Origin of the sequence: Hyphomicrobium sp., assembly GCF_036262015.1 — a bacterium.
Classification (GTDB): Bacteria; Pseudomonadota; Alphaproteobacteria; order Rhizobiales; family Hyphomicrobiaceae; genus Hyphomicrobium_C.
The window spans coordinates 165,846-192,500 of record NZ_DATAJR010000008.1 but is presented as its reverse complement, the minus strand read 5'-3'; the positions used below and the strand labels follow the sequence as shown (position 1 = coordinate 192,500).

20 protein-coding genes and 1 tRNA gene are annotated in these 26,655 nt (G+C 63.3%); 8 read left to right on the top strand and 13 right to left on the bottom strand.

Annotated features, from left to right (window positions below; translation table 11 throughout):
• Positions 1-143 precede the first annotated feature (143 nt).
• Entirely contained in the window at positions 144-2,066 is a 1,923-nt protein-coding gene (locus VHO05_RS09585) for a peptidoglycan DD-metalloendopeptidase family protein (RefSeq protein WP_329646363.1), read from the top strand.
• Positions 2,067-2,134: 68 nt separating this feature from the next.
• On the opposite strand, the gene clpB is transcribed toward VHO05_RS09585, so the two are convergent.
• Positions 2,135-4,768, bottom strand: coding sequence for an ATP-dependent chaperone ClpB (gene clpB / locus VHO05_RS09580; RefSeq protein WP_329646362.1), 2,634 nt, complete (start codon positions 4,766-4,768; stop codon positions 2,135-2,137).
• Between the two features lie 206 nt (positions 4,769-4,974).
• Here clpB and VHO05_RS09575 point away from each other — a divergent pair, with 206 nt between their 5' ends.
• On the top strand, positions 4,975-5,739 hold the full coding sequence (locus VHO05_RS09575; RefSeq protein WP_329646361.1) for an MOSC domain-containing protein: 765 nt from the start codon (positions 4,975-4,977) through the stop codon (positions 5,737-5,739).
• Between the two features lie 57 nt (positions 5,740-5,796).
• Here the strand turns inward: VHO05_RS09575 and VHO05_RS09570 are convergent, their stop codons facing one another.
• From VHO05_RS09570 to VHO05_RS09550, 5 genes are all read right to left on the bottom strand, one after another.
• Entirely contained in the window at positions 5,797-6,696 is a 900-nt protein-coding gene (locus VHO05_RS09570) for a DUF4167 domain-containing protein (protein WP_329646360.1), read from the bottom strand.
• A 469-nt stretch (positions 6,697-7,165) separates the two neighbouring features.
• Positions 7,166-8,071, bottom strand: coding sequence for a peptide chain release factor N(5)-glutamine methyltransferase (gene prmC, locus VHO05_RS09565; RefSeq protein WP_329646359.1), 906 nt, complete (start codon positions 8,069-8,071; stop codon positions 7,166-7,168).
• Complete coding sequence (prfA, locus tag VHO05_RS09560) at positions 8,061-9,146, bottom strand: peptide chain release factor 1 (RefSeq protein WP_329646358.1); 1,086 nt, start codon at positions 9,144-9,146, stop codon at positions 8,061-8,063. Before prfA ends, prmC begins: the two co-directional genes overlap by 11 nt.
• Before the next feature lie 83 nt (positions 9,147-9,229).
• Positions 9,230-11,488, bottom strand: a complete 2,259-nt coding sequence (gene ptsP / locus VHO05_RS09555; protein ID WP_329646357.1) for a phosphoenolpyruvate--protein phosphotransferase — start codon at positions 11,486-11,488, stop codon at positions 9,230-9,232.
• Positions 11,489-11,659: 171 nt separating this feature from the next.
• Positions 11,660-12,922, bottom strand: a complete 1,263-nt coding sequence (locus VHO05_RS09550; protein ID WP_329646356.1) for an aspartate kinase — start codon at positions 12,920-12,922, stop codon at positions 11,660-11,662.
• 208 nt (positions 12,923-13,130) lie between these two features.
• Between VHO05_RS09550 and ubiG the strand changes: the two genes are divergently transcribed.
• Complete coding sequence (gene ubiG / locus VHO05_RS09545; protein ID WP_329646355.1) at positions 13,131-13,919, top strand: bifunctional 2-polyprenyl-6-hydroxyphenol methylase/3-demethylubiquinol 3-O-methyltransferase UbiG; 789 nt, start codon at positions 13,131-13,133, stop codon at positions 13,917-13,919.
• 250 nt (positions 13,920-14,169) lie between these two features.
• Positions 14,170-15,369: a pyridoxal-phosphate-dependent aminotransferase family protein gene (locus VHO05_RS09540; RefSeq protein ID WP_329646354.1), complete on the top strand. Its 1,200-nt coding sequence runs from the start codon at positions 14,170-14,172 to the stop codon at positions 15,367-15,369.
• A gap of 75 nt (positions 15,370-15,444) precedes the next feature.
• Here the strand turns inward: VHO05_RS09540 and VHO05_RS09535 are convergent, their stop codons facing one another.
• From VHO05_RS09535 to VHO05_RS09520, 4 genes are all read right to left on the bottom strand, one after another.
• Positions 15,445-16,878, bottom strand: a complete 1,434-nt coding sequence (locus tag VHO05_RS09535) for a PDZ domain-containing protein (protein ID WP_329646353.1) — start codon at positions 16,876-16,878, stop codon at positions 15,445-15,447.
• Positions 16,879-16,912: 34 nt separating this feature from the next.
• On the bottom strand, positions 16,913-17,911 hold the full coding sequence (cysK, locus tag VHO05_RS09530; RefSeq protein WP_329646352.1) for a cysteine synthase A: 999 nt from the start codon (positions 17,909-17,911) through the stop codon (positions 16,913-16,915).
• Positions 17,912-18,042: 131 nt separating this feature from the next.
• Positions 18,043-18,576, bottom strand: a complete 534-nt coding sequence (gene dut, locus VHO05_RS09525) for a dUTP diphosphatase (RefSeq protein WP_329646351.1) — start codon at positions 18,574-18,576, stop codon at positions 18,043-18,045.
• Between the two features lie 4 nt (positions 18,577-18,580).
• Positions 18,581-19,858 (bottom strand): phosphopantothenoylcysteine decarboxylase, encoded by a 1,278-nt coding sequence (locus VHO05_RS09520; protein WP_329646350.1) that lies wholly within the window; start codon positions 19,856-19,858, stop codon positions 18,581-18,583.
• 165 nt (positions 19,859-20,023) lie between these two features.
• Between VHO05_RS09520 and VHO05_RS09515 the strand changes: the two genes are divergently transcribed.
• Positions 20,024-20,671: a hypothetical protein gene (locus VHO05_RS09515; RefSeq protein WP_329646349.1), complete on the top strand. Its 648-nt coding sequence runs from the start codon at positions 20,024-20,026 to the stop codon at positions 20,669-20,671.
• Positions 20,672-20,677: 6 nt separating this feature from the next.
• Here VHO05_RS09515 and VHO05_RS09510 read toward each other — a convergent pair whose 3' ends face one another.
• The gene (locus tag VHO05_RS09510) at positions 20,678-21,475 is read right to left on the bottom strand and encodes a DUF2939 domain-containing protein (RefSeq protein WP_329646348.1); all 798 of its coding nucleotides are present in this window, start codon (positions 21,473-21,475) and stop codon (positions 20,678-20,680) included.
• Positions 21,476-21,503: 28 nt separating this feature from the next.
• The gene (locus VHO05_RS09505; protein WP_329646347.1) at positions 21,504-22,481 is read right to left on the bottom strand and encodes a complex I NDUFA9 subunit family protein; all 978 of its coding nucleotides are present in this window, start codon (positions 22,479-22,481) and stop codon (positions 21,504-21,506) included.
• 218 nt (positions 22,482-22,699) lie between these two features.
• On the opposite strand from VHO05_RS09505, the gene VHO05_RS09500 reads away from it, so the two are divergent.
• Positions 22,700-22,784 (top strand) — tRNA-Leu (locus VHO05_RS09500).
• A gap of 363 nt (positions 22,785-23,147) precedes the next feature.
• Complete coding sequence (locus VHO05_RS09495) at positions 23,148-23,684, top strand: Spy/CpxP family protein refolding chaperone (protein ID WP_329646346.1); 537 nt, start codon at positions 23,148-23,150, stop codon at positions 23,682-23,684.
• Positions 23,685-23,772: 88 nt separating this feature from the next.
• Here the strand turns inward: VHO05_RS09495 and VHO05_RS09490 are convergent, their stop codons facing one another.
• Positions 23,773-25,701, bottom strand: a complete 1,929-nt coding sequence (locus VHO05_RS09490; RefSeq protein WP_329646345.1) for a DUF2793 domain-containing protein — start codon at positions 25,699-25,701, stop codon at positions 23,773-23,775.
• Positions 25,702-25,925: 224 nt separating this feature from the next.
• Between VHO05_RS09490 and VHO05_RS09485 the strand changes: the two genes are divergently transcribed.
• The gene (locus VHO05_RS09485; RefSeq protein ID WP_329646344.1) at positions 25,926-26,546 is read left to right on the top strand and encodes a ribonuclease D; all 621 of its coding nucleotides are present in this window, start codon (positions 25,926-25,928) and stop codon (positions 26,544-26,546) included.
• The last annotated feature ends 109 nt before the right edge of the window (positions 26,547-26,655 follow it).

The window sequence follows — 26,655 nt, the reverse complement described above, 5'->3', positions numbered from 1 at the left end:
CTCAAGGGGGAAGGACGAATTAAGCCGTGGTCGATCACCGACGCCACGCTCCGATTGCGCGCTGCCGGCCCGTTCCGGCACGACACACGCCGCGCCGGGCGGCCCCCTTGTATCGCGGAGCGAAGTCTCGGGGTCTCCGGGACATGTACGCCACCGACCATGCCGACCCCCAAGGCGAAGGCCGCTTCCGCTGGCTCATGAGCAACTGCCTCGCAGCTGCCGTCGGCGGCATCGCGATCCTGGTGGTAATCTTTGGTTCGGCAGACAAGCAGGAGGCCGAGGACGGCATCATGCCGGCCCTTCAGCGCCTGCGCGAAAGCACGGCCGCCCCGCCGCTCGAAGCCATGCTCCGGCGCGACGACGGCCTCAAATGGTCGGTCCCGAAGGTTGATCGCCTGCAGGTTACGACCGGAGCGAAGTCGACCCGCTTCATCATTCACGAAACGCTGCGCCAGCGCCGCGGCAGCCGCGAATACATCTACGCGAAGCCATACGTTCGCCTCGTCGCGCGCCTTGCGCCGGTCCCGCCCAATTCGGCGGAAGGCATTCCGCCGTTCAACCCGTTCAAGCTTTACGCCGACAACAAGCCCATCGGCGACGATGAGGACGAGACCACACCGCAAAGCGGCACCGCGAGCGATGTGAGCATTCGCGTTGTCGACCTCCTTGGCGGCGTTCTTCCGCTCGAAGATGGACAGACGATCGACAACGAAGAGGCCGCCGAAATCGTCGAGCGTTTTGAAAATTCCGACACCGTTGCCTCGAACGATCCCGCCTCCGCGAATGGCGAAGCTGCGCCACCCGAATCCGAACTCGGACTCGGCGAAGCCGACAAGAGCGCCGAGGAGCCGGCCGCGCCCAACACCACCGTGCTCGCCAAAGCCGGAACCGATGAAGACGGGTCCAGCGACCTCGACGTTCTGAAACCGACCGTGAAGGTCGTTCGCGAAGGCCAGAAGCTCTCGCAAGTCCTCGCCGAAGCCGGCGCCGCGACCTGGCAGACGCGCGAAATGATCGAAGCTATGAAGGGCGTTTTTCCGGAAAAATCAGTAGCTCCCGGGATGGAAGTTCACATTGCGCTTCAACCGTCGTTGACGCTGCAAAATCGCATGGAGCCGGTGCGCTTCTCGATCTACGACGAAGGCCACGCGCACAAGGTCACGGTAACACGCAACAGTTCGGGTGAGTTCGTCGCGAGCGCCGCTCCCGTCGACGACGACGCCCTCGCCAGGCTCGCGATGTCCGAGAACGGCGCACCGCAGACTTCGAGCCTCTACGCGAGCCTCTACTATGCGTCACAGCTCGAAAGCGTGCCGCCCGAAACGATCCAGCAAATCCTGCGTGTTCACGCTTACGAAACGGACTTCCGCCGTCGTCTGCGAGCAGGCGACACGTGCGAAATGTTCTTCGACTTGAAGGACGAAGGTGGAGCGGACGGCCCTCCCGGAGAACTCTTGTTCACCTCGATCACGACGGGCTCCGAAACGCGCCGCTATTATCGATTCCGCACGCCGGACGGTCACATCGACTACTACGACGCACAAGGCAACAACGCGAAAAAGTTCCTCAATCGCCGTCCGGTTCGCGGCGACGATATCCGCCTCACATCGGGCTTCGGTCTGCGCCGCCATCCGCTTCTTGGCGAGTACAAGATGCACACTGGCATCGACTGGGCTGCGCCGACCGGAACTCCGATTCTGGCCGCAGGAAATGGCACAATCGAAGAGGCTGGACGCAAGGGCTACAACGGCAACTACGTCCGCATCCGCCACGCCAACGGCTATCAAACGGCCTACAGCCACATGTCCCGCTTTGCGCCGGGCGCCTCACCCGGCGTCAAGGTGCGTCAGGGTCAGGTCATTGGCTACATCGGCACCACCGGCCTGTCGTCCGGTCCGCATTTGCACTTCGAAATCCTGGTCAACAACCAGTTCGTGAACCCGCTCTCGATCGAGGTTCCGCGCGAACGCCAGCTGACCGGCAAGGATCTCACCGCGTTCCACAAGGAGCGCATGCGCATCGACGAGTTGATGCGCCGCACGCCCGTCCTCACGGCCAGCAAATAGCAAAATGCCCTCTTCCGATGTCGGAAGAGGGCATTCCGTTTCACCTCTGCGAAACCGCAGCGCCGCTCTTACGCTGCGGCTTTTACCTGTGTGCCATTGAGCGTCAGTGCACCGTCCTTGACCGAGATGCGCACCGTGTCGCCGTCTTTCACCATCCCGCGCAAGATCTCTTCGGCAAGCGGATCTTGCACCTGCTTCTGGATCACACGCTTCAAAGGCCGCGCGCCGTAGATCGGATCGTAACCCTTGTTCGCGAGCCAGGTGCGTGCCTGATCGTCGAGCTCAAGCGTGATCTTGCGATCGGCCACCAGCTGCTGCAGCCGCTTCATCTGCACGTCGACGATGGCCGCCATGTCTTCGCGGCGCAAGCGGTGGAAGACCACGATCTCGTCGATCCGGTTGATGAACTCCGGCCGGAAGTGGCGACGCACGGCATCCATGACGAGCCCGTACGCCTCCTCCTCGCTCATCACCTTCTCCTTGTCGCCCGGCGCTCCGAAACCCATCGGCTGGCGCGGATCGGCAAGATATTCGGCCCCGAGGTTCGAGGTCATGATGATCAGCGTGTTCTTGAAGTCGACCGTACGGCCCTGCCCGTCCGTCAGGCGCCCATCGTCGAGCACCTGCAGCAGAACGTTAAACACGTCCGGATGCGCCTTCTCGATCTCGTCGAAAAGCACGACCTGATACGGCCGCCGCCGCACCGCTTCGGTGAGCGCACCGCCCTCCTCGTAGCCGACATAGCCCGGAGGCGCACCGATCAGCCGCGACACGGAGTGCTTCTCCATGTACTCGCTCATGTCGATACGCACTAAAGCGCTCTCGTCATCGAACAGGAACGCAGCCAACGCTTTGGTCAGCTCCGTCTTGCCGACGCCCGTGGGGCCGAGGAACATGAACGAGCCCATGGGACGATTGGGATCCTGAAGTCCCGCGCGCGAGCGGCGGACGGCTGTCGACACCGCCTTGACCGCCTCCTGTTGCCCGATGACGCGCTTCGCGAGAGCCAGCTCCATTTGCAGAAGCTTCTCGCGCTCACCTTCAAGCATCTTGTCGACGGGGATTCCGGTCCAGCGCGAGACGACTCCCGCGATCTGGTCGGGCGTGACAGCCTCCTCCACCATCGCACCCTTGCCCTCGGTGCTTTCGATGGCTTTGAGCTTCGCCTCGAGCTGAGGAATGACGGCATGAGCCAGTTCACCCGCGCGCGCATAGTCGCCCTTGCGCTGCGACTGCACGAGCTCGGTCCGCATGCGATCCAGTTCTTCCTTCACCTTCTGGGCAGAGCCGAGCTTGTCCTTCTCGGACTGCCAACGCTCCGTCAGACCCCGCGATTTCTCCTCAAGGTTCGCGATCACGCCTTCGAGCTTCTCTAGCCGATCTTTCGATGCCTGATCGGTTTCCTTCTTCAACGCTTCGCGTTCGATCTTGGCCTGCATGAGCTCGCGATCGACGGCGTCCAGCTCCTCGGGTTTCGAGTCCACCTGCATGCGCAAACGCGAAGCCGCTTCGTCCATGAGGTCGATCGCCTTATCGGGCAAGAAGCGGTCGGTGATGTAGCGGTTGGAGAGCACCGCCGCTGCCACCAGCGCCGAATCCGTGATGCGGACGCCGTGATGCAGCTCGTACTTCTCCTTCAAGCCACGCAGGATCGAGATCGTGTCCTCGACCGAGGGCTGGTCGACGAACACCGGCTGGAAGCGCCGCGCAAGCGCCGCGTCCTTCTCGATGTGCTTCTTGTACTCGTCGAGCGTGGTCGCGCCGACGCAGTGCAGCTCGCCACGCGCAAGCGCCGGTTTCAGAAGGTTTCCGGCATCCATTGCGCCTTCCGCCTTGCCGGCACCGACGATCGTGTGCAGCTCGTCGATGAAAAGAATGATGCGCCCATTCTCGGCTTGCACCTCGTTGAGCACGCTCTTCAGCCGTTCCTCGAACTCGCCACGGAACTTCGCGCCCGCGATGAGAGAGCCCATGTCGAGCGCGAGAAGCTTCTTGTCCTTGAGGCTTTCGGGGACGTCGCCTGCGACGATGCGCAAAGCCAAGCCTTCGGCGATCGCCGTCTTGCCGACGCCGGGCTCACCGATCAAAACCGGATTGTTCTTCGTGCGCCGGGAAAGCACCTGAATGGTGCGCCGGATCTCTTCGTCGCGGCCAATGACCGGATCGAGTTTGCCGTTGGCTGCCGCCTCCGTGAAGTCACGCGTGTAGCGCTTCAACGCCTCGAAGGATTGCTCCGCACTCGCGCTGTCCGCCGTGCGCCCCTTGCGAACCTCGTTGATCGCCGCATTCAGGCGCTCAGGCGTCACGCCCGCGTCCGCGAGAATCTTACCGGCCTCCGAGCCCTTCTCGAGCGCAAGCGCCAACAGCAGCCGCTCGACAGTCACGTAGCTGTCGCCGGACTTCTCTGCGATCTTCTGTGCATTGTCGAAGACGCGCGCCAACTCGGGCTGAATGTAAAGCTGACCCGCGCCACCGCCGCTGACCTTCGGACGCTTGGTGAGCGCCCGTTCGACGGCTGCGAGCGCCGCCTTGGCGTTTCCACCGGCGCGCGCGATCAAGCCCGAGCAAGCCCCTTCGGGATCCTCGAGCAGAACTTTGAGCAGGTGTTCCGTGGAAAACTGCTGATGCCCCTCCCGGAGGGCGAGGCCTTGCGCCGACTGAACAAACCCCTTGGCGCGATCCGTATACTTTTCGAAATCCATCTGTGATTACCTCCTCCGCTCGCCCCGTCGTCCTGGAAAGGCCCGCCGGAGCGCCGTCACATTGGGTAAAGATTAGGGAGTTCAGCCAAGCCCGAACGGCACCCGGCTGCGACTGCCTGCAGCAGATATAGGACGCGCTTGCGGCGTATAAAGAGGGGCGCTCTCGCGTGGTATCGGAAACGCTAACGAGCCGGGTCGGAAACCGAATGACCGGAAAAATCACCGCTATTTACCGCTACCCGGTCAAAGGCCTCTCCCCGGACCCGATGCAAAGCGTAGCGGTCGCGGCGGGAGGCACCCTTCCTTTCGACAGGGCCTGGGCCATCGAGAATGGTCCGAGCCGCTTCGATCCCGCAGACCCGCGTCCCGTCCCAGACATCAGCTTTTTGATCCTGATGCGGGACGAACGGCTCGCGACCCTCGAATCCCGTTTCGACGAAGAGGCGCAGCGCCTCACCCTGCTTCGCAATGGACGTCAGGTTGCGAGCGGCGTTCTGTCGACCCCATCCGGTCGCCAGGTCATCGAGCAGTTCGTCGCCGCCTACATGGCCGATCGGCTGCGCGGGCGGCCCAAGATCGTCGGAGCACCGGGCCACAGCATCACCGAGGGCGGCGTTAACCGAGTTCACATCGTCAATCTCGCGACCGTCCGGGAGCTGGAGCGTGTAATTGGCCGCTCCGTCGATCCGATCCGCTTCCGCCCCAACTTGCTTGTCGATGGACTTCCGGCCTGGGCCGAGTTCGATTGGCTTGGACGCGAGATCGAGGCCGGTGCCGTGCGCCTCAAAGCCTGTGAGCGCACCGAGCGATGCGCGGCAACAAATGTCGATCCCAAGACCGGCGCCCGCGACATGGATATCCCGGCCGTCATGCGGCGAGAGTTCGGCCATCATGACTTCGGCGTCTACGCCGAAGTTCTGTCCTCCGGCGCCCTCTCGGTGGGCGACCCTGTCGCGACACCCGGGCCATGAGAAAGGCCGCGGATTTCTCCACGGCCTCCAAGAAATTTTGATCTGATTTGGCGTGTCTCAGTCGCCGCTGCCCTCGACGACGGGCGTGGGAGCTGGCGCGCCCTCGTCGTCACTGACGGGGGTCGCCTCGCGCCGCGGACGACGCACCGGGCGGCGCAGGAATTCGGGCTGCTCGTGGTGAGGTACAGCGGTCCGCTCGCGTTGGCGCGGCGCCGGCGCGGGTTCAGCACCGACGTCCGGCTGGGGCACTCGGTCTGCCCGATCCGCACGCTCGATCCGCTCCGGACGTTCAATCCGCTCCGGACGCTCGCCACGGTCGCGGTCTTGCCGGTCCTGGCGATCTCCGCGTTGGAACCGATCACCGCGGTCACGATCACGATCCCGGTCGTTCCGGTCCGAAAAGCCGCGGTCACGGTCGCCGCGGTCACCCCGATCGTGACGGTCGCGATTGTGGAATGGCCGCTGACCGCCTTCATGACGCGGGCGGTCGTCGTAACGCTGCCCTTCGGGCCGCTGCTGCTGGCCCTCTCGGGCCTGAGGATAGGCCACCTGCGGCTGTGAGTCGGAACCGATATCGCCCTCTTCGTCGCCGAAATCATCGGACATCGACACGGGCTCACCGAAACCGGCCGGGCGTGGGCGTCCCATCCCGTTCTGCATATCCCCACCGCCCTGGGCCATCTGCTGCTCGCGGAAGGCCATGATGATGCGGTTGTAGTGCTCGGCGTGCTGCAGATAGTTCTCCGCCAGAACCGGATCGCCGCTCGATTGGGCGTCCCGCGCCAAGGCGATGTACTTTTCCGCGATATGGGCGGGCGTACCGCGCAGTTTGACGTCAGGCCCCGTGCTTTCGAAGCTCCGCGTCAAAGGGTTCTGCCCTTTGCGGTTCTGATTATTATTGTTGTTGTTATTGTTGTTGCGGCCGCGTCCTCTGCGGTTCTGCTGTCCCTGCCTCATGGGCTCCATTCTCGACAGTTGTGGAAATAGCCGCTGCCGCGCACGCACACGCAGTAGCGAAGTAAACTCAAATCCCTCGTGGCCCTTTTGGCCGCGTATCGACCGGTTTCCCGGTGGATTCCTAAAACCCCCTAGCGGACCTGCGGCAAGCGGATGCCGCGATCAGGCTTACGCGAGTCCCCGATGCTCGCCACCCAGATCCGTCTTTCTTTTCGTGCACAAACGGCAACAGCATGTCCGAAAGGGAGGAGCGTGTGCGATTGGCGCCCAAGTTCGCCATCAGGTGCCAGTGATGCGGCACAACCGACGGCTCTTATCCGCCTATCTCGCAGCTCATCATGCGCGAAATAATGACAGCCGGATAATTGAACGGGGCCGCTGTCAAAAACCAAATGCGCATGAAGTTAAACTTTCAAGGCCTCACCTTAGACCTGCCGTGCCCCAAATCCAAGTGCTTTTAGCGTCATGGCTAACGTTGTGTCTGCACAGCAACACAACGTGTGTGCTGCCCTAAATCGGTCCATGTCTCGATCTTCACCGCCGCCGCTCCCACACCCTCCCGGAGGATCGCGGCAACGTCCGAAGCCTGACCCGCTCCCACTTCCATCAACGCCCAACCGCGGGGGACAAGTTCCAATAGAGAGGCCGCAATTTCGCGATAGATCGCAAGTCCGTCGGCTCCGCCGTCAAGAGCACCCAGGGGATCGAAGTCCCGGACCTCGGGCTCGAGCGCTGCGATGTCACCGCTCGGGATATAGGGCGGGTTCGAGACGACCAGATCGAAAGGCCCTGCGACCCCTTCGCCGGAGCGCCGGTTGAGGAAGGCCGCACGGGATGCGACACCAAGACGCTCGGCGTTTGCCTGTGCCGCTCCGAGGGCGTCGTCGCTGATGTCGGTCCCGAGCCCCGTCGCCAAAGGCAACTCAGCAAGGAGCGTCACGAGAAGGGCGCCGGTGCCAGTTCCGATGTCCAAGATCCGCATCGGCCGGTCCCGCCATCCCTCACGCCCCGCGATCTCCAACGCCGCTTCGACGACCGTCTCGGTGCACGGCCGCGGATCGAGCGTCGCAGGCATGACATGGAAAGTCCGCCCATAAAATCCGCGCTCACCGAGGATCCGTGACACCGGCTCGCGTGCCGCGCGCCGCTGCGCCAGATCCCAGAATTTCCGCGCTTCTTCCTGATCGAGCCGCCGGCCGGGATCGCGCAGCAAATCCGTCCCGGTGATCGCCAAGGCCGACAGGAGCAGAAGCCGCGCATCCCGAGCCGGATTTTCGACTCCGCCTTCGCCAAGCAGCCGCGTCACGACTATGAGCGCCTCGCGCGTGTCGAGACCGGCAAGCGCGTCCTCCGGTGCAGTGTCCTTAGGCTCCATGGCCCTGCATCGCCGCGAGCGCCGACGCCTGATCCTCAGCGATCAACTGATCGATGATCTCGTCGAGCCCTACGCCTTCCATGATCTTGTCGATGTTGTGAAGCGTGAGATTGATGCGGTGGTCCGTGACCCGGCCTTGCGGGAAATTGTAGGTCCGGATGCGCTGTGAGCGGTCGCCCGATCCGACCTGGCTCTTACGGGCCTGGCTGCGCTCACTGTCGGCACGCTCGCGCTCCAGTTCGAACAGGCGTGAGCGCAAAACCTGCATCGCAAGCCGCCGGTTCTGATGCTGCGACTTTTCCGCAGAGACGACGATGATTCCGGTGGGCAGGTGCGTGATGCGTACAGCACTGTCCGTCTTGTTGACGTGCTGACCGCCCGCACCGCCCGCGCGCATCGTATCGATGCGGATGTCCTGATCCTTGATGTCGATGTCGATGTCTTCCGCTTCCGGCAGCACGGCAACGGTCGCCGCCGACGTATGAATGCGTCCCCCGCTCTCGGTTGCGGGAATGCGCTGCACGCGGTGCACGCCGCTTTCGTACTTGAGGCGCGCGAACACCCCCTTCCCGGTGATCGACGCGATGATTTCTTTGTATCCACCGAGATCGTTCTCGGACATGGAGATGATGTCCGTCGCCCACCCCCTGCTGTCGGCATATCGCTGGTACATGCGAAAAAGATCAGCGGCGAACAGAGCCGCCTCGTCGCCGCCGGTTCCCGCCCGCAGCTCGAGAATGGCACTCTTTTCGTCGGCCGCGTCCTTCGGCAGCAGCAGAATGCGAAGCTGATGCTCCAGCTCCTCGATGCGCGGCCCGAGCTGCTCGAGCTCTTCGCGCGCCATCTGGACCATTTCCTTGTCCTGAGACGAGTCATTGAGAAGAGCCTGTAGATCCCGCTGCTCCTGCTCGGCCGTTTCCAGAGCCCGCACCTGATTGATGAGCGGCGTCAGCTCCGAGAATTCCTTCGTGAGCTTGACGTACGTCGCCTGCGAAGCGCCCTGGTTCAGCTCGGCCTGGATCGTCTCGTAGCGCTCGATGAGCCTTGCAAGCTTCTCTTTGGGAATGACGCTCATTGGGACTTTTCGGTTTGCGATAGCTGGTTGTTCACCGCGACATGACGCCAAGAGCGCCAGCCTGCAAGAAAAATAATGACAGGCTAGAGTTCGATGCCGTGCTGGGCCGCGAAGTCCTCGAGGTCACGCCTGATGCTGCCCGTCCGCCCCATGAGCAACTGATCGAGCAACACGGTGATGGCCTCGGCATTGAGCGATCGGATCATCGTTTTGACCGGGCCGATCGAAGCGGGCGCCATAGACAGGGTCCGGAAGCCGAGCCCGATGAGGCACATGGCCTCGATCGGCCGTCCCGCCATCTCACCGCAAAGGGTGAGAGGCACTTGGTGACGCCTGCAGGCACGCGCAAGCTGCTTCAAGGCCCTGAGCGAGGCGACGGACAGGGAATCGAAACGGTTGGCCACCCTCGAATTGGAGCGATCCGCGGCGAATAGAAACTGCGTTAGGTCATTGCTACCGACCGAGACGAAGTCGACGCGTTGCAACAATTCGTCGAGCTCGAACAAAACGCTCGGAACCTCGATCATGGCGCCGATCAAGAGCTTGCTCGGCGGAGCGGCCCCCCGCTTGGCGACAAGATCGCGCTCTTTGTCGATCAGGACGCGGATCTCGTCCATCTCGGTCGCGAGCGACACCATCGGAATCATGATCCTGAGTTCGCGGCCAGCCGCAGCCCGAAGCAAGGCGCGGATCTGCATGCGAAACAGCGCTGGCCGATCGAGCGACATGCGGATCGCGCGCCAGCCGATGGCCGGATTTTCCTCCGGGACGTGTGGCAGATACGGGAGGACCTTGTCGCCGCCGATGTCCAGCGAGCGAAACACCACCGGCTTGCCGCCCGCTTCCTTCAGCACGGCTTCGTAGGCCTGCGTCTGCCGGTCGGCGCGCGGCAGGCTGTGCGACAGCATGAACATCAGCTCTGTGCGAAACAGGCCGATGCCGTCGCTGCCGGATTCCTTGAGATGCGGCATGTCCGCGAGCAGACCCGCGTTGATCTGCAGCGTCACCGTATCGCCGTCGGTGGTCACCGCCGGAAGATCGCGCAAAGCTTCATATTGCTTCTGCCGCCGCGCCCGGAAGCGCACCTTATCGGTGTAAGCGGATACGACCTCAGTCGAGGGGCGAACGTGAACTTCGCCGATCACGCCATCGACGATGATCGCGTCGCCCGCTGTCACGCGCTCGACGATCCCCTCCGCCTGACCGACGGCGGGAATTCCCAGCGCTTTCGCCACGATCGCCACATGGCTCTGGCCGCTTCCATCCTCGATCACGAGGCCGCGCAACCGCGTCCTGTCGTAGTCGATCAGCTCCGCAGGCCCCATCGTACGAGCGACTAGAATGGTATCGACCGGCATTTCCTGCGGGCTGAGCGTTCCGGTCGCGACGCCGGCAAGGATCCGCAGCAGCCTGTCCGACAAGTCGTCCAGATCGCGCTGCCGCTCACGCCAAAAGGGATCCGCATTCTTGAGCATCCGCGCACGCGTGCCGTTCTTCACGCGCTCCACGGCCGCGTCCGCGGTGAGGCCGCTCTGGACGGCTTCCCTGAGACGCCGCTCCCAGCCGCGGTCATGGGCGAACATGCGATAGGCTTCGAGCACATCGCGATGATCACCCGCGCCGGACAAGAGCTCGTGGCTCAGCATGTCGTCGAGCGAAGTCTTGAGCTCGAGCAGCGCGTCCTCCAAACGGCGCAACTCCATCGCCGGGTCGTCGGCCATCAGCTTGGTGACAACGATCCTCGGCTCGTGAAGCATCACGTGACCGAGCGCGATACCATCCGAAATCGGCTCACCCGAGATCACGCGTGACAAGGCCCGGGAAAGCTCGATAGCAGAGCCAACCCCGGACACGGCACCGGACACGAGATGCTCGGCCACGACCATCGCCGTCGCCTGCATCACCTCCACGTCCTCGTCGGAATACTCTTTGATGGTCCGGTTCTGGACCACGAGCACGCCCAGCACCTGTCCACTGCGCTGGATCGGCACCGCGAGCAGCGAATGATAGACCTCTTCACCCGTTTCCGGACGGTAGGAGAACGCGGGATGCTTGGCGGCATCCGGCTCGTTGATCGGAAGATTGAGCTCGGCGCAACGCCCGACGAGGCCTTCGCCGCGCTTCAGCATCGTCGCGTGGACGGCCGTCGGATTGAGGCCCTCGCTGGCAAACAGCTCCAGTGAGCCGTCCTGGCGCCTGAGGTAAATTGAGCAGACATCGGCGACCATGACGCCAGCAATCTGGCGCACGATCTTATCCAGCCGTTCCTGCCCATCGGCCGGCTCGGACATGATGTCCCGCAGCCGGCGCATGATGACACGCAGCGCAGGCTCGGTTGGCATCACACGGGGCTCGTCGCCGCGTCTCGAGGGCATAGGCACAGCCGTTCAATGGATCCGCATACCCCTTTGAGGGAAAGGGGTTACGGGCCGTTATACGTCAATTTGAGCGCGAATGCGGATTCGCTGCCGAAAATACGGTAGCCAGACCTTAACGCTGCCGCACGGAAAAGCTTAGGCCGCGTCGAGGCCGTACACGGCATGCAGCGTCCTGACTGCAAGCTCCGCATACGCCGCATCGATCAACACGCTGATCTTGATCTCGGAAGTAGAAATGGCGAGGATGTTGATCCCCTTCTCGGACAATGCCTTGAACATTTGCGCCGCAACACCGGCGTGGCTCCGCATCCCGATGCCGATGACCGACACCTTTGCAACGTCGGCCGAGCTTTGAATATCGAAATTGCCGATGTCGGCCTGCGCGGCCTTGAGCACTTCAAGGGCACGCGGAAGCTCTGCGGCCTGCACGGTGAAAGTCATGTCGGTGTGGTGACCGTCTGCGGCCACGTTCTGCACGATCATGTCGACGTTGATCGAGGCATCGGCCAACGGCCCGAAGATGCGCGCCGCGATGCCCGGCTTGTCCTCGACCTTGAGCATGGTGATCTTCGCCTCGTCCCGAGCGTAGGCGATGCCGCTGACCACTTGGTTTTCCACGATCTCATCCTCGCCGCAGACGACTGTTCCAATATTCTCAAGATTACCGGGTTGCACCGGCGCTATGTCTTCTGGCTTCACGAAGCTCGAAAGCACACGCGTTTTGATTTGATGGACCATGGCCAGCTCAACCGACCGGGTCTGCAGCACCTTGGAGCCCGAGGAGGCCATCTCGAGCATTTCCTCGTAGCTGACCTTCGGCAACCGCCGCGCCTTGGGCACAATCCTCGGATCGGTGGTGTAGACGCCGTCGACGTCCGTGTAGATGTCACAGACGTCGGCCTTGAGCGCGACCGCGACCGCCACAGCGCTCGTGTCCGACCCCCCGCGCCCTAGCGTGGCGAGGCGCTTGGCCTTGGGCTCGATGCCCTGAAATCCTGTGATGACCGCGACCTCGCCCGCATCCAGCGACCGGCGCAGGTCTTCACCCGCAATGCCCGAAATGCGCGCCGATCCATGCGCCGCACTGGTCTCGATCGGGATCTGCCAGCCCTGCCAGGAGCGAGCCTTGATGCCCATCGACTGCAGCACGATCGCCGTCAGGCCTGCCGTGACCTGCTCGCCGGAGGCGACGACGGCGTCATACTCGCGCTTGTCATGAAGCGGAGAGGCTTCGTTCACCCATTTGACAAGCTGGTTCGTGGCCCCGGCCATGGCCGAAACGACCACGGCGACCTTGTTGCCGGCGTCGACCTCGCGTTTGACGTGCCGCGCAACGTTCTTGATGCGCTCGACGTCGGCAACCGAGGTGCCTCCGAATTTCATCACGACAACAGCCATGGCCTAACCGCCTGAGCCCGTATGTGTCTGGGAGATTTCAGGAAGGGTGTATCCGAAGGCGGACGGCCAGGAGTGGCCGTGCCCGCCCAGAAGTGAGGACTGACCCCGTTCGGCCGTTCTCTTACCGGGAACAGGGAAGCACCGCAACAAAGACAAAGGCATTTCGTGACATTGACAATCGCGCCTGCCCTGTCACCCTCCCGGCCCGATGAACCAGCCCGCCTCCCAGACCCAGCTGCCCCCCGGGGCGAGCAACCTCGACCCGGAAGAAGTCGAGCGCTTCCAGCGCTTGGCCAAGGCGTGGTGGGACCCGGCCGGCAAATTCCGCCCCCTGCACCAGATCGGCCCCACCCGGCTGGCCTTCATCCGCAAGGAGCTGACCCGTCATTTTGGCCTCGACCCGGCTGGTCTTCGGCCCTTCCGGGACTTGCGGCTGCTGGATGTTGGCTGCGGCGGCGGTCTCATCTCCGAACCTCTGACCCGGCTCGGTGCCCGCGTCACGGGCATCGACCCCGGCGAAAAGAACGTCGCCATCGCCCGCGACCACGCGGCATCCCAGGTCCTCGAGATCGACTATCGCGCCACCACTATCGAGGATCTGGCCTCAACCGGCGAGCAATACGATGCCGTGATTTGTCTGGAAGTGGTCGAGCACGTCCCAGACGTGGGCGCGTTCGTGAAGTCCTGCGCCAGCCTGGTCCGCCCGGGTGGCATGCTGATCCTGTCGACGATCAATCGCACGCTGAAGTCCTACGCCCTGGCCATTGTCGCTGCCGAGTATGTCCTGGGCTGGCTGCCGCGCGGCACTCACCAGTGGGATCGCTTCGTGACCCCCGATGAATTGGCCCGCCACATCGCGGATGCTGGGCTAGCTGCCCCGCGCTTCGAAGGCTTCGTGTACAATCCTTTCAAGGACACCTGGAGCCTGGCGCCGGAGACCGACGTCAACTACCTCGTGTCAGCAGCCAAGCCCCCGTCCGCAGCGAAAACCGCCTAGCAAATTTTTGCTATTTGGGCGGAGCTTTTCGCAAAGTGAATTCACGGCCTCCTGCAAGACCGTCGAAATCACGAAAAATGTTGGCCATGTCGCACCTTGGACGGACCAATCGATCTTGACGCCATTCTGATTTCATTCCTATAGGTGCCGCTGCTCGCGCGCACGTACCAAAAAATTGGCAGGCCCTCCTCCTCGGAGACTCCTCCGCAGGCTACGGCCGCTACGCAGCGAGCGGAGAAGGGGACAATTGATGTCGAACGAGCCACGCCGCCCGGGCCGGCACTTCCTGCAAATTCCTGGTCCTACACCAGTTCCCGAGCGCATCCTCGCCGCCATGGCCCGCCAGATCCTCGATCACCGCGGTCCGGAGTTTCAGAAGCTTGGCAAACGTGTGCTTGCCGGCGTGAAGACCCTGTTCAAGACGACGGGCCACGTCATCATTTACCCGTCTTCGGGCACGGGCGCGTGGGAAGCCGCGCTGACCAATACCCTTTCGCCCGGCGACCGCGTGCTGATGGTCGAGACCGGCCAGTTTGCCGTCCTCTGGAAGCAGATGGTCGACCGCCTCGGCCTGCGCGCCGAGGTGATCCAAAGCGACTGGCGCATCGGCGCCGACGCGAACGAGATCGAAGCGCATCTGAAGAAAGACAAGACGCACTCCATCAAGGCCGTGTGCGTGGTCCACAATGAGACCTCGACCGGCTGCCGCACGCGCCTCGACGAGGTGCGCAAGGCCATCGACGCCGCCAAGCATCCGGCCCTCCTGATGACGGACTCCATCTCGGGTCTCGCCGCCGCCGACCTGCGCCACGATGAATGGGGCATCGACGTTACCGTGTCCGGCTCGCAGAAGGGCCTGATGATGCCGCCGGGCCTATCGTTCACGGCCATTTCCGACAAGGCGATTGCAGCCTCGAAGACGGCGACGCTCGCACGTTCCTACTTCTCGTGGGACGATATGCTGGCGTTCAACGGCGACGGCTTCTTTCCCTATACCCCGGCGACGGGCCTGCTCTACGGCCTCGACGAAGCCATCAAGCTCCTGCACGAGGAAGGTCTCGAGAACGTCTTCGCGCGCCATGAGCGTCTCGGTGAAGCCGTGCGCGCCGCCGTCCGCGCTTGGGGCCTCGAGGTCAACTGCCGCGACGCGAAGTACGACAGCCCGGCCGTCACGACCGTTCTCATGCCGGACGGCCACAACGCCGACGCGTTCCGCAAGCTCGTGCTGGAGACATTCAACATGTCGCTCGGCACCGGCCTCAACAAGCTGGCCGGGAAAGCGTTCCGCATCGCGCACCTGGGCGACACCAATGAGCTGACCGTGCTCGGCGCCCTGACCGGCGTCGAGATGGGCCTCGAGCTGGCTGGCGTTCCCCACAAGAAGGGCGGCGTCCAGGCCGCGATGGCTTGCATCGCCGATGCCGCCAGGCCGTTCGCCAAAGCCGCGTAACAAACGTCCGCATCGAAAAGAGAAAGCGCGCCGAACTCGGAGTTCGGCGCGCTTTTCATTTGATGGTAACCAGCTTCAGACCTTTTTCGCGAGCTCTTCCATCGCCGTGCGCACGTCCGGCGTGAAGGTGCCGTTGATGGGCCCGCTGTAGGTGCCCTCGTTGCGTAGCACCTCCTGCACCCACTTGCGGTCGGCAACCGAGAGCACGTCCGGGTTCCGCATCAGCTCCGCCACGAGATACTTGTCGCCGAGCTTGAGCGACCGCACGACCCAATTGGCGGCCTCCGTGTCGCTTTGCTTCACGCCTTTGCCGATCCGATAGAGGATGCCGAGGTTGAACGTCGCGACGGCGTTGCCTTGCTCGGCCGCGCGCCGCACCTGATCGGCCGCGCGCGCATTGAGACGCGACGCCTCTTCCGCGTTCTTCGGAATGCCGCGGCCCTGCTCGTACTTGTCGGCAAGCCACGACGTCGCTTCGCTCAGCCCCTTCTCGGACGCCGTCTCGAGCAGACGCACGGCTTCCTGATCGTTCTTCACGACACCGCGGCCGGTTTCGTAGAGAAGCCCAAGGCGATGCATGGCGAAGACGTGGCCTTTATCCACCGCGCGTTGATACCAGCGCGCGGCTTCCGCGAAGTCCTGCTTTACACCGCGGCCCGCCTCATAGAGCAGCCCGAGGTTGGTCATCGCCGCTTCCTGACCGCCCTCGGCTGCTTTGAGGAACCACTTGGCCGCCAGCGCTTCGTCTTTCGGGATGCCGATGCCGTCCTTCGCAAACAGCGCATAGCGCGTCATCGAAGCCGGATGCCCAGCCTCGGCGGCCTTCAAATAGTAGGTCGCCGCGTCACCGAAGTTTTTCGGCCCAAAGATCAGCCCCAGCGACAACAATCGCCCAAGGCTCGCCGCTGCTCCCACGTTGCCGGCATCGGCTCGCTCAACAAGCTTCTTCCTGAGATCGTCGGTGCCGGCTCCGGCACGCCAGACGTTAAGCGTGACGTCCTTGTCGGCGCTGCTCCCGCGAAGTTCTTTCGACAGCGCGTCCGGATCAGCGACGGCCCGGCCGTCGAACTTCTGAATCACATCGCCTGCAAGTAGACCAGCCGCAGTGGCGGCAGGAGACGACGCATCCGTGACCAGTACGCCCTGCCCCGCACTCAGCCCCATTGCATCGGCAAAATCAGCATCGACTGCGATCGTTCGAATTCCCAAGCTGCCGTGCGCTTGTCCATCTGTGACCGCCCTCTCCAATTTGGCCTTGAGAGAAAGCGTGGACGAGGACGACCCGGAAGGCTGACTTGGCGACGGTTTGACCGGCTCCGCGGACTTTGGCTGCGGCGCCTTCGGAGTTTCGACAGCGGTGTCCTTGCTCTCTCCGTCGGGCGTCAGAACGCCGGTAAGGGGCGTCCACCGCTGCGCGAGATGGATGCGCTCACCAGCACCAACCGGCCCGGCGGCGAATGCCGCCATCAGAGCCATAGACGTTGCAACGAGAAACGGCCGCGACCGCACCCTTAAACTCCCTCTTTCGATGAACGCGAACGACTTACGCCTTCGGCGGATCGACAAAGAGCTCACTCGTGAAATAGCGCTCTGCCGACGATGGGGCGAACGTGACGACCGTCTTGCCACTCATGCCATCGCGCGCCGCAACCTCGAGCGCCGCTGCCAGATTGGCCCCCGTCGAAATCCCGCCAGGAATCCCTTCGACTCTCGCAAGCAATCTCGACGTTTCGAAGGCCTGCTCGTTCGAAACGCGCACAACCTCGTCGATATAGGTTGTGTCGAGAACCTTCGGAACAAAACCGGCGCCGATGCCCTGGATCTTGTGTGGACCGCGCGCACCGCCCGAGAGGATCGGACTGCCTTCGGGCTCGACCGCGATGATCTTGACCGACGGCTTGCGCTTCTTGAATACGCGGCCACAGCCGGTCAGCGTACCGCCCGTACCGACGCCGATCACCAGCACGTCGATGTTGCCCTGGGTATCGTTCCAGAGCTCCTCGGCCGTGGTCTTCTCATGAACCAGCGGGTTGGCGGGATTCTCGAACTGGCTGGGCTGCACGGCACCCGGCGTGGAAGCGAGGATCTGATTCGCTTTGTCGATGGCGCCCGGCATGCCGCCAGCTGCAGGCGTCAGTATGATCTCCGCACCGAGATGGCCGAGGATTTTCCGGCGCTCCATCGACATCGACTCCGGCATGACGAGCATCAGCTTGTAACCGCGCGCAGCCGCAACAAACGCGAGGCCGATGCCGGTGTTGCCGGAGGTCGGCTCGACGAGCACCGTCTTGCCAGGGGTGATCTTGCCTTCAGCTTCAAGCACGTCGATCATTGCCACGCCGATGCGGTCCTTGACCGACGACAGCGGATTGAAGAACTCGAGCTTCATCAACACGTCCGCCTTGGCGCCGGCGTCTTTCGCCATGCGCCCAATCCGGACCAGGGGCGTATGTCCGATTGTTTCCGTGATATCGGCATAGACCTTCCCACGGCCCCAGCTCTGGGTGGCCTTCAAGGTCTTGATCTCGGTCGCATCGGTCATGGAAGTGCTCGCCCTTGCTGAAACTGCCGTTGAGGTGGACCTGCTTTTTCGCACACTATTGTACGTGGCCAAAGGGTCACAACTATAAATCGTCAGGATGGTGCTTCGCCCGCCGCCGCAACTCGAAGCAACTAAGTCTTACGCCTAACAGGTTTTTTGGCCGATTTGGTTTTTTTGCCGCGGCTCACCGCCGAAGGGGCCGTCCCGAGGCGGGTCGAACCGAACCCGCCCGCCCCCCTCCGGGTGTCGCTGATCTCCTGCGCTACCACGAGACGGGCATGTGTTACGGGCGCGACCACGAGCTGGGCAATCCGCTCGCCGCGCCGGATCTCGAATGGTGCATCCCCGAGATTGACGAGGATGATCTTCACTTCGCCCCGGTAATCGGAATCGATCGTGCCCGGACTGTTGAGCACTGTGACACCGTGCTTCAGCGCCAGCCCGGATCGCGGCCGCACCTGCCCCTCGTAGCCCTTCGGCAGTTCGAGCGATAATCCGGTCGGAACAAGACACCGCGCGCCCGGCGCAATCACGACCGGCTCTTTCGCAGGCACCGCTGCGACGAGATCGAGCCCGGCGGCCTCGTCTGATTGATAGGCTGGCAGCGGCAGCCCTTTTGCGTGCGGAAGAACGACCACCCGCACGCGCACCCGTCCCGTCGTCATTGGATCACACCGATTCCCTGCTCTCGGCCAGATAAGCGCCGACCCGGCGCAGCAGCTTCTCCGCCACCTCGTCCTTGCTCATGTCCGGCCAGTCTTCGACGCCGGCGGCCGTCACGAGATGCACTCTGTTGCGCTCGCCGCCGAACACGCCGCTCTCCTCGGATACGTCGTTGGCGACGATCCAGTCCACACCCTTCGACTTCCGCTTGCCTTGCGCATTCTCGACCACGGTCTGCGTCTCCGCAGCGAAACCGATCACCAGCTCGGGACGGCGCGCACCGCGCTTGGCGATCGTACGCAGAATGTCCGGGTTCTCGACCAGATCCAGCTGGGGCGGGGCAGCATCCGCCGTTTTCTTGAGCTTCCCGCGCCCGGGCGTCGCCACGCGCCAGTCGGCCACGGCCGCTGCGAAGATCGCCACATCGGCCGGAAGCGCCGCCTCGACGGCTTCGAGCATCTCGCGCGCCGTCTCCACGTGCCGCACTTCGACACCTTCCGGATCGGAAATCTGTACCGGCCCAGAAATCAGCGTGACACGGGCCCCAAGACGCCGCGCGGCCGCTGCGATTGCGTGGCCCTGTTTGCCGGACGATCGGTTGGCGATGTAGCGCACCGGATCGATGGGCTCGTGCGTAGGCCCACTGGTTACGAGCACATGGCAGCCTGCAAGCGGCAACGAGGCGACGGACCGCTCCCGCTTGCTCGACACGTTGATGAAGCCCAGGCTGCGCCCGGGTTCTTCGCCACCGGCCAACAGCGTCTCGATCCGCTCGACGAGCTCCGCCACCTCGGCCATTCGGCCGACGCCTGCTTCGCCCGCCTCCGCCATCTCGCCCGCATTTGGACCGATGAACTGCACGCCGTCGGCTTCAAGCTGACGGACGTTGCGCCGCGTCGCCGCGTGGCTCCACATGGCCGGGTTCATGGCCGGTGCGGCCAGCACGGGTGCCCGCGTCGCCAGCAGAACGGCGGTTGCAAGGTCATTCGCGTGGCCCTGCGCCATGCGCGCCAAAAGATCCGCAGTCGCGGGCGCGACCACGACGAGATCCGCCTCGCGCGCCATGCGTATGTGGCCGATCTCACGCTCCGCATCGAGGTCGAAGAGGTCCGTCGCCACGGGTTCATTGCTGAGGGCGCCGACCGAGAGCGGCGTCACGAACTCCTGCGCAGCCTTCGTCATGACGCAGCGCACGTGATGCCCGCGCTCGCGCAGACGCCGGATGAGGTCGAGGCATTTGTAGGCGGCGATGCCCCCGCCGAGGACAAGTAGAATACGTTTCATGGGATCTCGACCGAAGCCGACCTCGTTAGGGATATGGCGCGCCGCATTTGCGGCCAGCCTATATCTTATTATTCATGGTATCATAGTCTCCCCTCTGGCGTTTTGGGGAGCGAAACCCGATGGTTACCGGCGGCGCTACGCCGCCCGAAACGCGGGACAAAGCCAATGATTGCGCGTTGCCGCAGCACCATCATAGCTCTCGCAGCCCTCCTGGCCGCATGCGCCGGCTCGACCCATGCCACCTCGAATACCATTTCCGAGTGCTTCAGCGAGAACAACGAGCGTCGCATTGCCGGCTGCTCGGAGCTGATCGAGAACCCAACCCTCGACGCGGGCACCAAAAGCCTGGCCTACGCCATGCGTGCGCTCGCCCTCGCGCTCACGGGAGAGCTCAACCAGTCGCTCGGAGACTACGATATGGCCGTCAAGCTCGATCCGGGCTCGGCCATGGCCCTCAACAATCGTGCGTGGGTCTACTACAAGCTGGACCGTTTGAACGAGGGGCTGGCTGACGTTCAGCGCTCATTGAACCTCTCGCCCGCGAGCCCCCATGCGCATGACACGCGCGCTCACATCCGCCAAGCCTTGGGCGAACACAACGCGGCGCTGCGCGACTACGAGCAGGCCATGCGGTACGGCGGCGAGCATCTCGTGAAGCTGTATCAGTGCGGGCTCGAAGCCAACGGCGTCTACTCGGGTCCGATCGATGGCCTCTATACGCGCGATGTCCGCAAGGCCTTGGAGGTGTGCGTCTCATCCACGTCGTGCGATCCTTTGCCCGCCGAAGAGGAATGTCGCGCCGCGACCTCGTAGCGAGTTCTACGACTCCGGCACGAGCCCAGTCAGCTTCCACGTCCCGTCGACGAACGTCAGATCCGCCGTCAGCTCGGGTTTGCGCGCGTTCGCATCGCGCGACACGCCGATCGTGAGTCCGAACGGCCCTGCAAGCGAGAAGTGCTTGATATTGCCGAGCCCGTACTTGGGGCCCGCGCGCATCTCATTGAGAGCGGGAAGCACGGACTGCGGGGCTTCCGCCTGCGCCACGCCTTCCTTTGCACCAGCGGCGCCGACGACCTTCTTGAGATCGATACCGTAGCTGCTCGCGATCTCGTCGAGCTTGCTGGGCTGGCCACCCTGCTGGTCCTGCGGAACCACCAGGAATCCGCCGAATCCTTCGGCCTGCCCCGCCCGTTCGAGCACGAGGCTTTCCAGCGCCTCCTTCAGCGTCTTTCCGCTGGCATGAATGCGGATCATCATTTCCGGCGTGACGAGCGTTGCCAATACGCCGTCAACGATCCGTGGCGTGACGCTCTGTTTCAATTTTTCGGCGAGCGCACTACCTGCCGTCCCTGCCTTTCGCAAGGCGTCGTCCACCACCTTGTCGACCTTCGCCGCGACGGCCGGACGGAGCGAGGTCCGGACGCTCGGAAAATCGACCCGCGCATTCAGTGTTTCGACGTTGTGTCCGTCGAGTGAGTTGCGGATTTCGTATCCCGCATAGAGCGGCCATGCCACGTAGAAAGCGAGAGCCGCCGCAACACCCACCGTGCCGAGCGATCTCATCTTGAGCAGCTTTGAGACGGGCAGAGTGCCCGCGCCTGATCGAGAACGGCCCATTCAATCCCCCCCAACTGTGCTCCCGTCGCTAGCCGCGATAGTGAGAATATTGCCCCTTGGGTTTGAAGCGCTCCAGATAGCCGGGCACCACGGACGCAATCGATTGCGGCTCTACCACCCCCAGCGCCTCTAGGGTCCGCCCGTCTTTCGCCGCCTCGGCGCTGACCACATTGTTGGACTGGAGTAGCCGCACCTGGTCGACCGTCAACGGACGCAGCGAGTTCGGCAGCGGCCACGTCAGCAACGCTTGCAGCTTCGCGAGCCAGAACGGCATCGAGATGAAGCCGCGTTTGCGGCCCGCATAGTCGAGCGTGCGCTCCAAAAGTTCGCGGAAGGAAAGAACGTCCGGCCCTCCGAGTTCGTAGATTGCGCCCGGCGTTCCGCCGCCGTCCGCGACATTGGCAATGGCCGCGGCGACGTCGCCAACATACACGGGCTGGAATCGCGTGCGCCCGCCACCGATCAGCGGCAGCACCGGCGACACGCGCGCCATGGAAGCGAAGCGGTTGAAGAACTCGTCCTCGGGACCGAAGACGATCGACGGACGTAAAATGACGGCCCCCGGGAACTCCTCGAGCACCGCGCGTTCGCCGGCCGCCTTGGTTTGTGCGTAGTGCGCAGGCGACGAAGCGGAGGCCCCGATGGCGGAGATATGAATGAAGCGCTTTGCACCGGCCTCGCGCGCTGCACGGGCGGCCACGCGCGCGCCGTCCACATGCACGGCGCTGAACGTCTGTGCGCCGCTTCCCGCGAGAATACCGACGGAGTTGATGACGATGTGGGCGCCTTCTGCCGCGACGCGAGCCGAATCGGGAAAGCGCAGGTTCGCCTGCACGGGCTGGATTTGCCCAACGTCACCCATGGGTTGCAGATAGCCGGCGAGATCGGGGCGGCGCGATGCAGCGCGGATGCGATAGCCTCTTTTCGCCAGTGCACGCACCGCATGGCGTCCGACGAATCCCGGCCCCCCAAAAATCGTGACGAGCTCGTTCCGTTGCGTTGCCATGGTGCCCCCAAAGCCTTGACCTACCCCGCCTCAAGCGCCGCCGCGCCGGTTTCCACGACCGAAGCGGCGACCTCAAGCGTCTAGCTTATGGACCTGAATCGTGACGAGGCCAACCGGCCACCCGGCGCAAACTGTGCGTCCCTTGGACCGGGGCGGCACTCTCAGTTTGACAACGGCGGCCACTCCCCGTAACTCATGGCGCCCGCAGGCCACGGCTTGCCCAGATGGCGGAATTGGTAGACGCACTGCTTTCAGGTAGCAGCGCCGCAAGGCGTGGAGGTTCGAGTCCTCTTCTGGGCACCACGACATCCCCTCGCTCCGGGGCTGTCAGACTCATCTCGACAAGAGTCGCAACTCCTGGCCCCGCGGAACGCGGATCGGCGATCTCGTAGCCCACGCGAAGGGTTTTAAAGGCCCGAGTCGGCCGCCCGTCGACAGCCCCCCAATCCTTAACTTTTCGACAAGCGATTGGGCCGCGCGATGCCTGCGCGGCCCAAGCCTCGGCGCGAAAAATAAAAATCAGGCCGTTAACCACGGGCGCAGATGCCAAGCGGCTTCCGGAACGCCGAGCCAGTCGCCTTGGTTAAAATGGCGCCTGCCACCCATCCAATTCGGCCGGCAACTCTGCGATTTCGAACGACCGTGACCTGAAACAGGAGGCTCACCATGTCGAGATTGGCCACCTACGCGTTTGCTGCCCTATTGATTGCCATTCCATCCCTTGCCATCGCGCAAACGACACACTCCATGCAGGAGGACAAAGCCGAAGCCAAAGAACTGACCGACAGTCGGATCACTGTTCTCAAAGATGCGCTCCAGCTATCACCCGAACAAGCGAAGTACTGGCCCGCCATCGAGGAGGCGATCCGTGGGCGCGCAGAAGCCCGTCGCGAAAGACTGGAGAACTTCGCGACGCGGATGCGCGAAGCCCAACCTGACCGCAACTTCGTGCAGGTCCTGCAAAATAGGGCCGAAAACCTTTCAGCGCGCGGCGCTGAACTCAAGAAGCTGGCAGACGCCTGGCAGCCGCTCTACGTAACCTTGACCGACACGCAAAAGCGGCGGATGCGCATTCTCGCATTCGTCGTCCTCCATGAAATGAGACAGGACATGGAGGCCAGACATGATCAGATGATGATGATGGAAGACGAACCGTGGGGAGCGGTAACCGGCCCTGGCGGCGGTGAGTTCGGGCGCGACTAGTATTCGGTGAGCAGGAGCGGACAGGCCCTTCCGCTCCTGCCTGCCGCTCCACGTCAGCCTCGCGCGCGTTTGCGAAGACTCTACGAGCTTACAATTCCGCTTCGAATGCGATGTGGACCGCCGTGGAGTTGTTGGCTTGCGCCTTGCCGGAAACCCCAGTCGTGAAGCCAGTGCCGCTAAAAGCGACCTCGCCGCCCATCGGCGTCAGGCGGTTTGCGAACACGCCCGACACGGTGTTGAGCGCGCTTTGCGTGAAGGAAAGGGCTCCCGAATAGGAAAATGCCGGAGTTGCAAGCATCTCGACCTGAAATGTGAATCCCACAGCCGCCTGTGTCGTCGAGCCTGCATACCCGAAGCCAAACGTCGCGTAGGCGCTGCTCGAGCTGTCCATTCGGAGATAGTGCCTGAAGCATCGGTGCAATTCCTCAACGCGCGGGCGCGGCACCCACGCCGTCGCCGCACTGCCGCGCTCGAGTTTCCAGCGCCAATCGAGGGTCACGGTCTGGGCCGCTGTCGCGCTGGTCCAGATCACGACGATCAGATTGTTGCAGGAGGACGAGATCGCGGCAGGGAGCGAGAAATCAGTCAGCACATTCGCACTGAGCGCAAGACTTCCGGTCGCCGCCACGGTGAGGTTCGATCCCAGGAAGAAATTGCCTGCCGTATAGGTGCCACTGGTCCAGGAGCTGACAACGTCGGACGTGACCGCATCCTCCGTGCCAGTCCACTCCAGGATGGCCCAGCGCACAGTTGCTGCGGACGATATCCGCACTTTACCCGACAAAGCCACGTTGCCGCCGCGATGGACCTTGCCGTCCCGCGCTTCGAGAATGGTGGCAGCCCCCACGCGCTGTGCCGTGGCATGGCTCTGCGTCAGGCGAAACAGATGTGGCACGCCGTCGGCAACATCCGTGAGCGTGGAAACCGTCACAGGATTGGTCTGCGTCAACACGTAGTGCCGATCCCAGGCGTAAGTGTCGTCGGCGATGCCCGTCGAGGCGGCTCGCTGATTGATCGCCCCATCTCCGTTCGCAATCAGGTTGGGATTGACGCTCCCGCTCGCGGGACTGACGAGCGGTTCACCCGTGGCCCTCTGATACGCAAGGCAGCGCCAGTTTCCCGACCCGTCGGAAGCGAAGATCGCCGTATCGGCGGCAGCCGTCACGATGTTCGTCGCAGCCGGGAGAACCAGAGACGTAGCGTTGTGCGTGAGCGTCAGTGCGCCCGCGAACACGACGAACCGCAGCTCGTCTGCGACGGTTCCAAGGCTCGTAATCGTCGTCGTACCCGTGATGCGCACACGCTGCGCCGTCGCCGCTCCGATGTTGCAGGTGGCCGCCGAAGCGACGTCGACCTGCGCCACCTTGGCACGCACGGCGCCACTCGATCTGCTAATCACGAGGGCTTCATGCCAGGCGCTTCCATCCGCACTCACCTTGACGTGAAAATCGTCGTCGCCCGCGAGTCCGAACTCCGCGCGGCCGGAAAATCCGGTTTGAAACACCACGCTCCCTGTATCGCCCGCAGCAGCCTTGTTGATCTTGAGCTGATGCCCAGCGCCTTCGTGATCGAACAGCGTAGCGGGGCTGGCAACCGACAGGCGGTTGGTCGCGTCGGCAACCGCGTTGACACCCACGAGCGAGACCGGATTGACGCTTCCGCCGCCGCCTCCACCGCCCGACGACACGGGAATCCAGCTCCCCCCGTTAAAAACGTAGAGGGCGTCTTCGGCGGCTACCCAGGCCCGCCATCCCGCGACGGGCTCGTAGAAGGCCCAAGCGCCGTCCTGATAGGCTGCAACATCTCGCGCATGCCCGGACCATCCCCCCGAAGGACTTGGCCCGACGATGTGCCGCGCCCCCTCGCTCGGAGAGCCGGGCGGCGTGTTTAGATCCATGTCCTGGACGGCAAGGTGAACCAGAGCATCGAGCGCTCTCAAGGCCTCATTGTGAGTGACATGCTTCTGGGACTGCGCAGCCAGAATGTAGGGCAGCTTCAAAAGATGTGTTTCGTCCATGGGTTCGGGTGCTCGCTCGCGGGATCTCAGCCCACTATCGCGGAGCATCCGCATGCGTGGATAAGTACGAACGCCCGGTGATTTCCGGCCGTCGAAACATGCGTGCCCTTGCTTTTGCCCGACGGAACCGTTACACCGCCAGCAAGCACAGCAGAAATACACAATAGATTTCAATGAGTTGATCTATTCGTGGATGAGATCAGCCGCACGCGAGGCCTCGCACCATGACCGCGCCATCGATTACCCTTCACAAGGGCGATCTCGCCCCGAACGTCGTCTTCAAGGGCAGCGTTGCCATCGATACGGAGACACAAGGGCTCAATCCGCAGCGGGATCGCCTCTGCCTCATTCAGCTCTCGAGCGGCGACGGCACCGCGCATCTCGTGCAACCCGATCCCAAGAGCTACGACGCACCGCGTCTCAAGGCGCTGCTGACTGACCCGAGCGTGCTGAAGATCTTCCACTTCGCGCGCTTCGACCTCGCGGTGATCGAAAAATACCTAGGGATTACAGTGTCCCCGGTCTACTGCACGAAAATCGCATCCAAGCTGGTGCGCACGTATACCGACCGCCACGGCTTGAAGGATATTACGGCCGAGCTGCTGGGTGTTGAGCTTTCGAAGCAGCAGCAAAGCTCGGATTGGGCCGCTTCCACGCTCACTCAGCAGCAGCTGGCCTACGCGGCCTCCGACGTTTTGTATCTGCACGCGCTGAAAGCCAAGCTCGATGCCATGCTGGAACGGGAGGGCCGTGGCCATTTCGCGAAGGCCGCCTTTGAATTCCTGCCGGTCAGGGCCAGATTGGATCTCGCGGGGTTCGGCGAGGACGACATCTTCGCTCACTGAGAGCGGAGCGCGGAAAATGTTCCGCCGTCTTATGCTTCTACAGTCCCAATCTCACCCCAATTCCCGGCGATTGTCCCTCCGCCTTCGCACGTGCAACACTGCCCCAAGC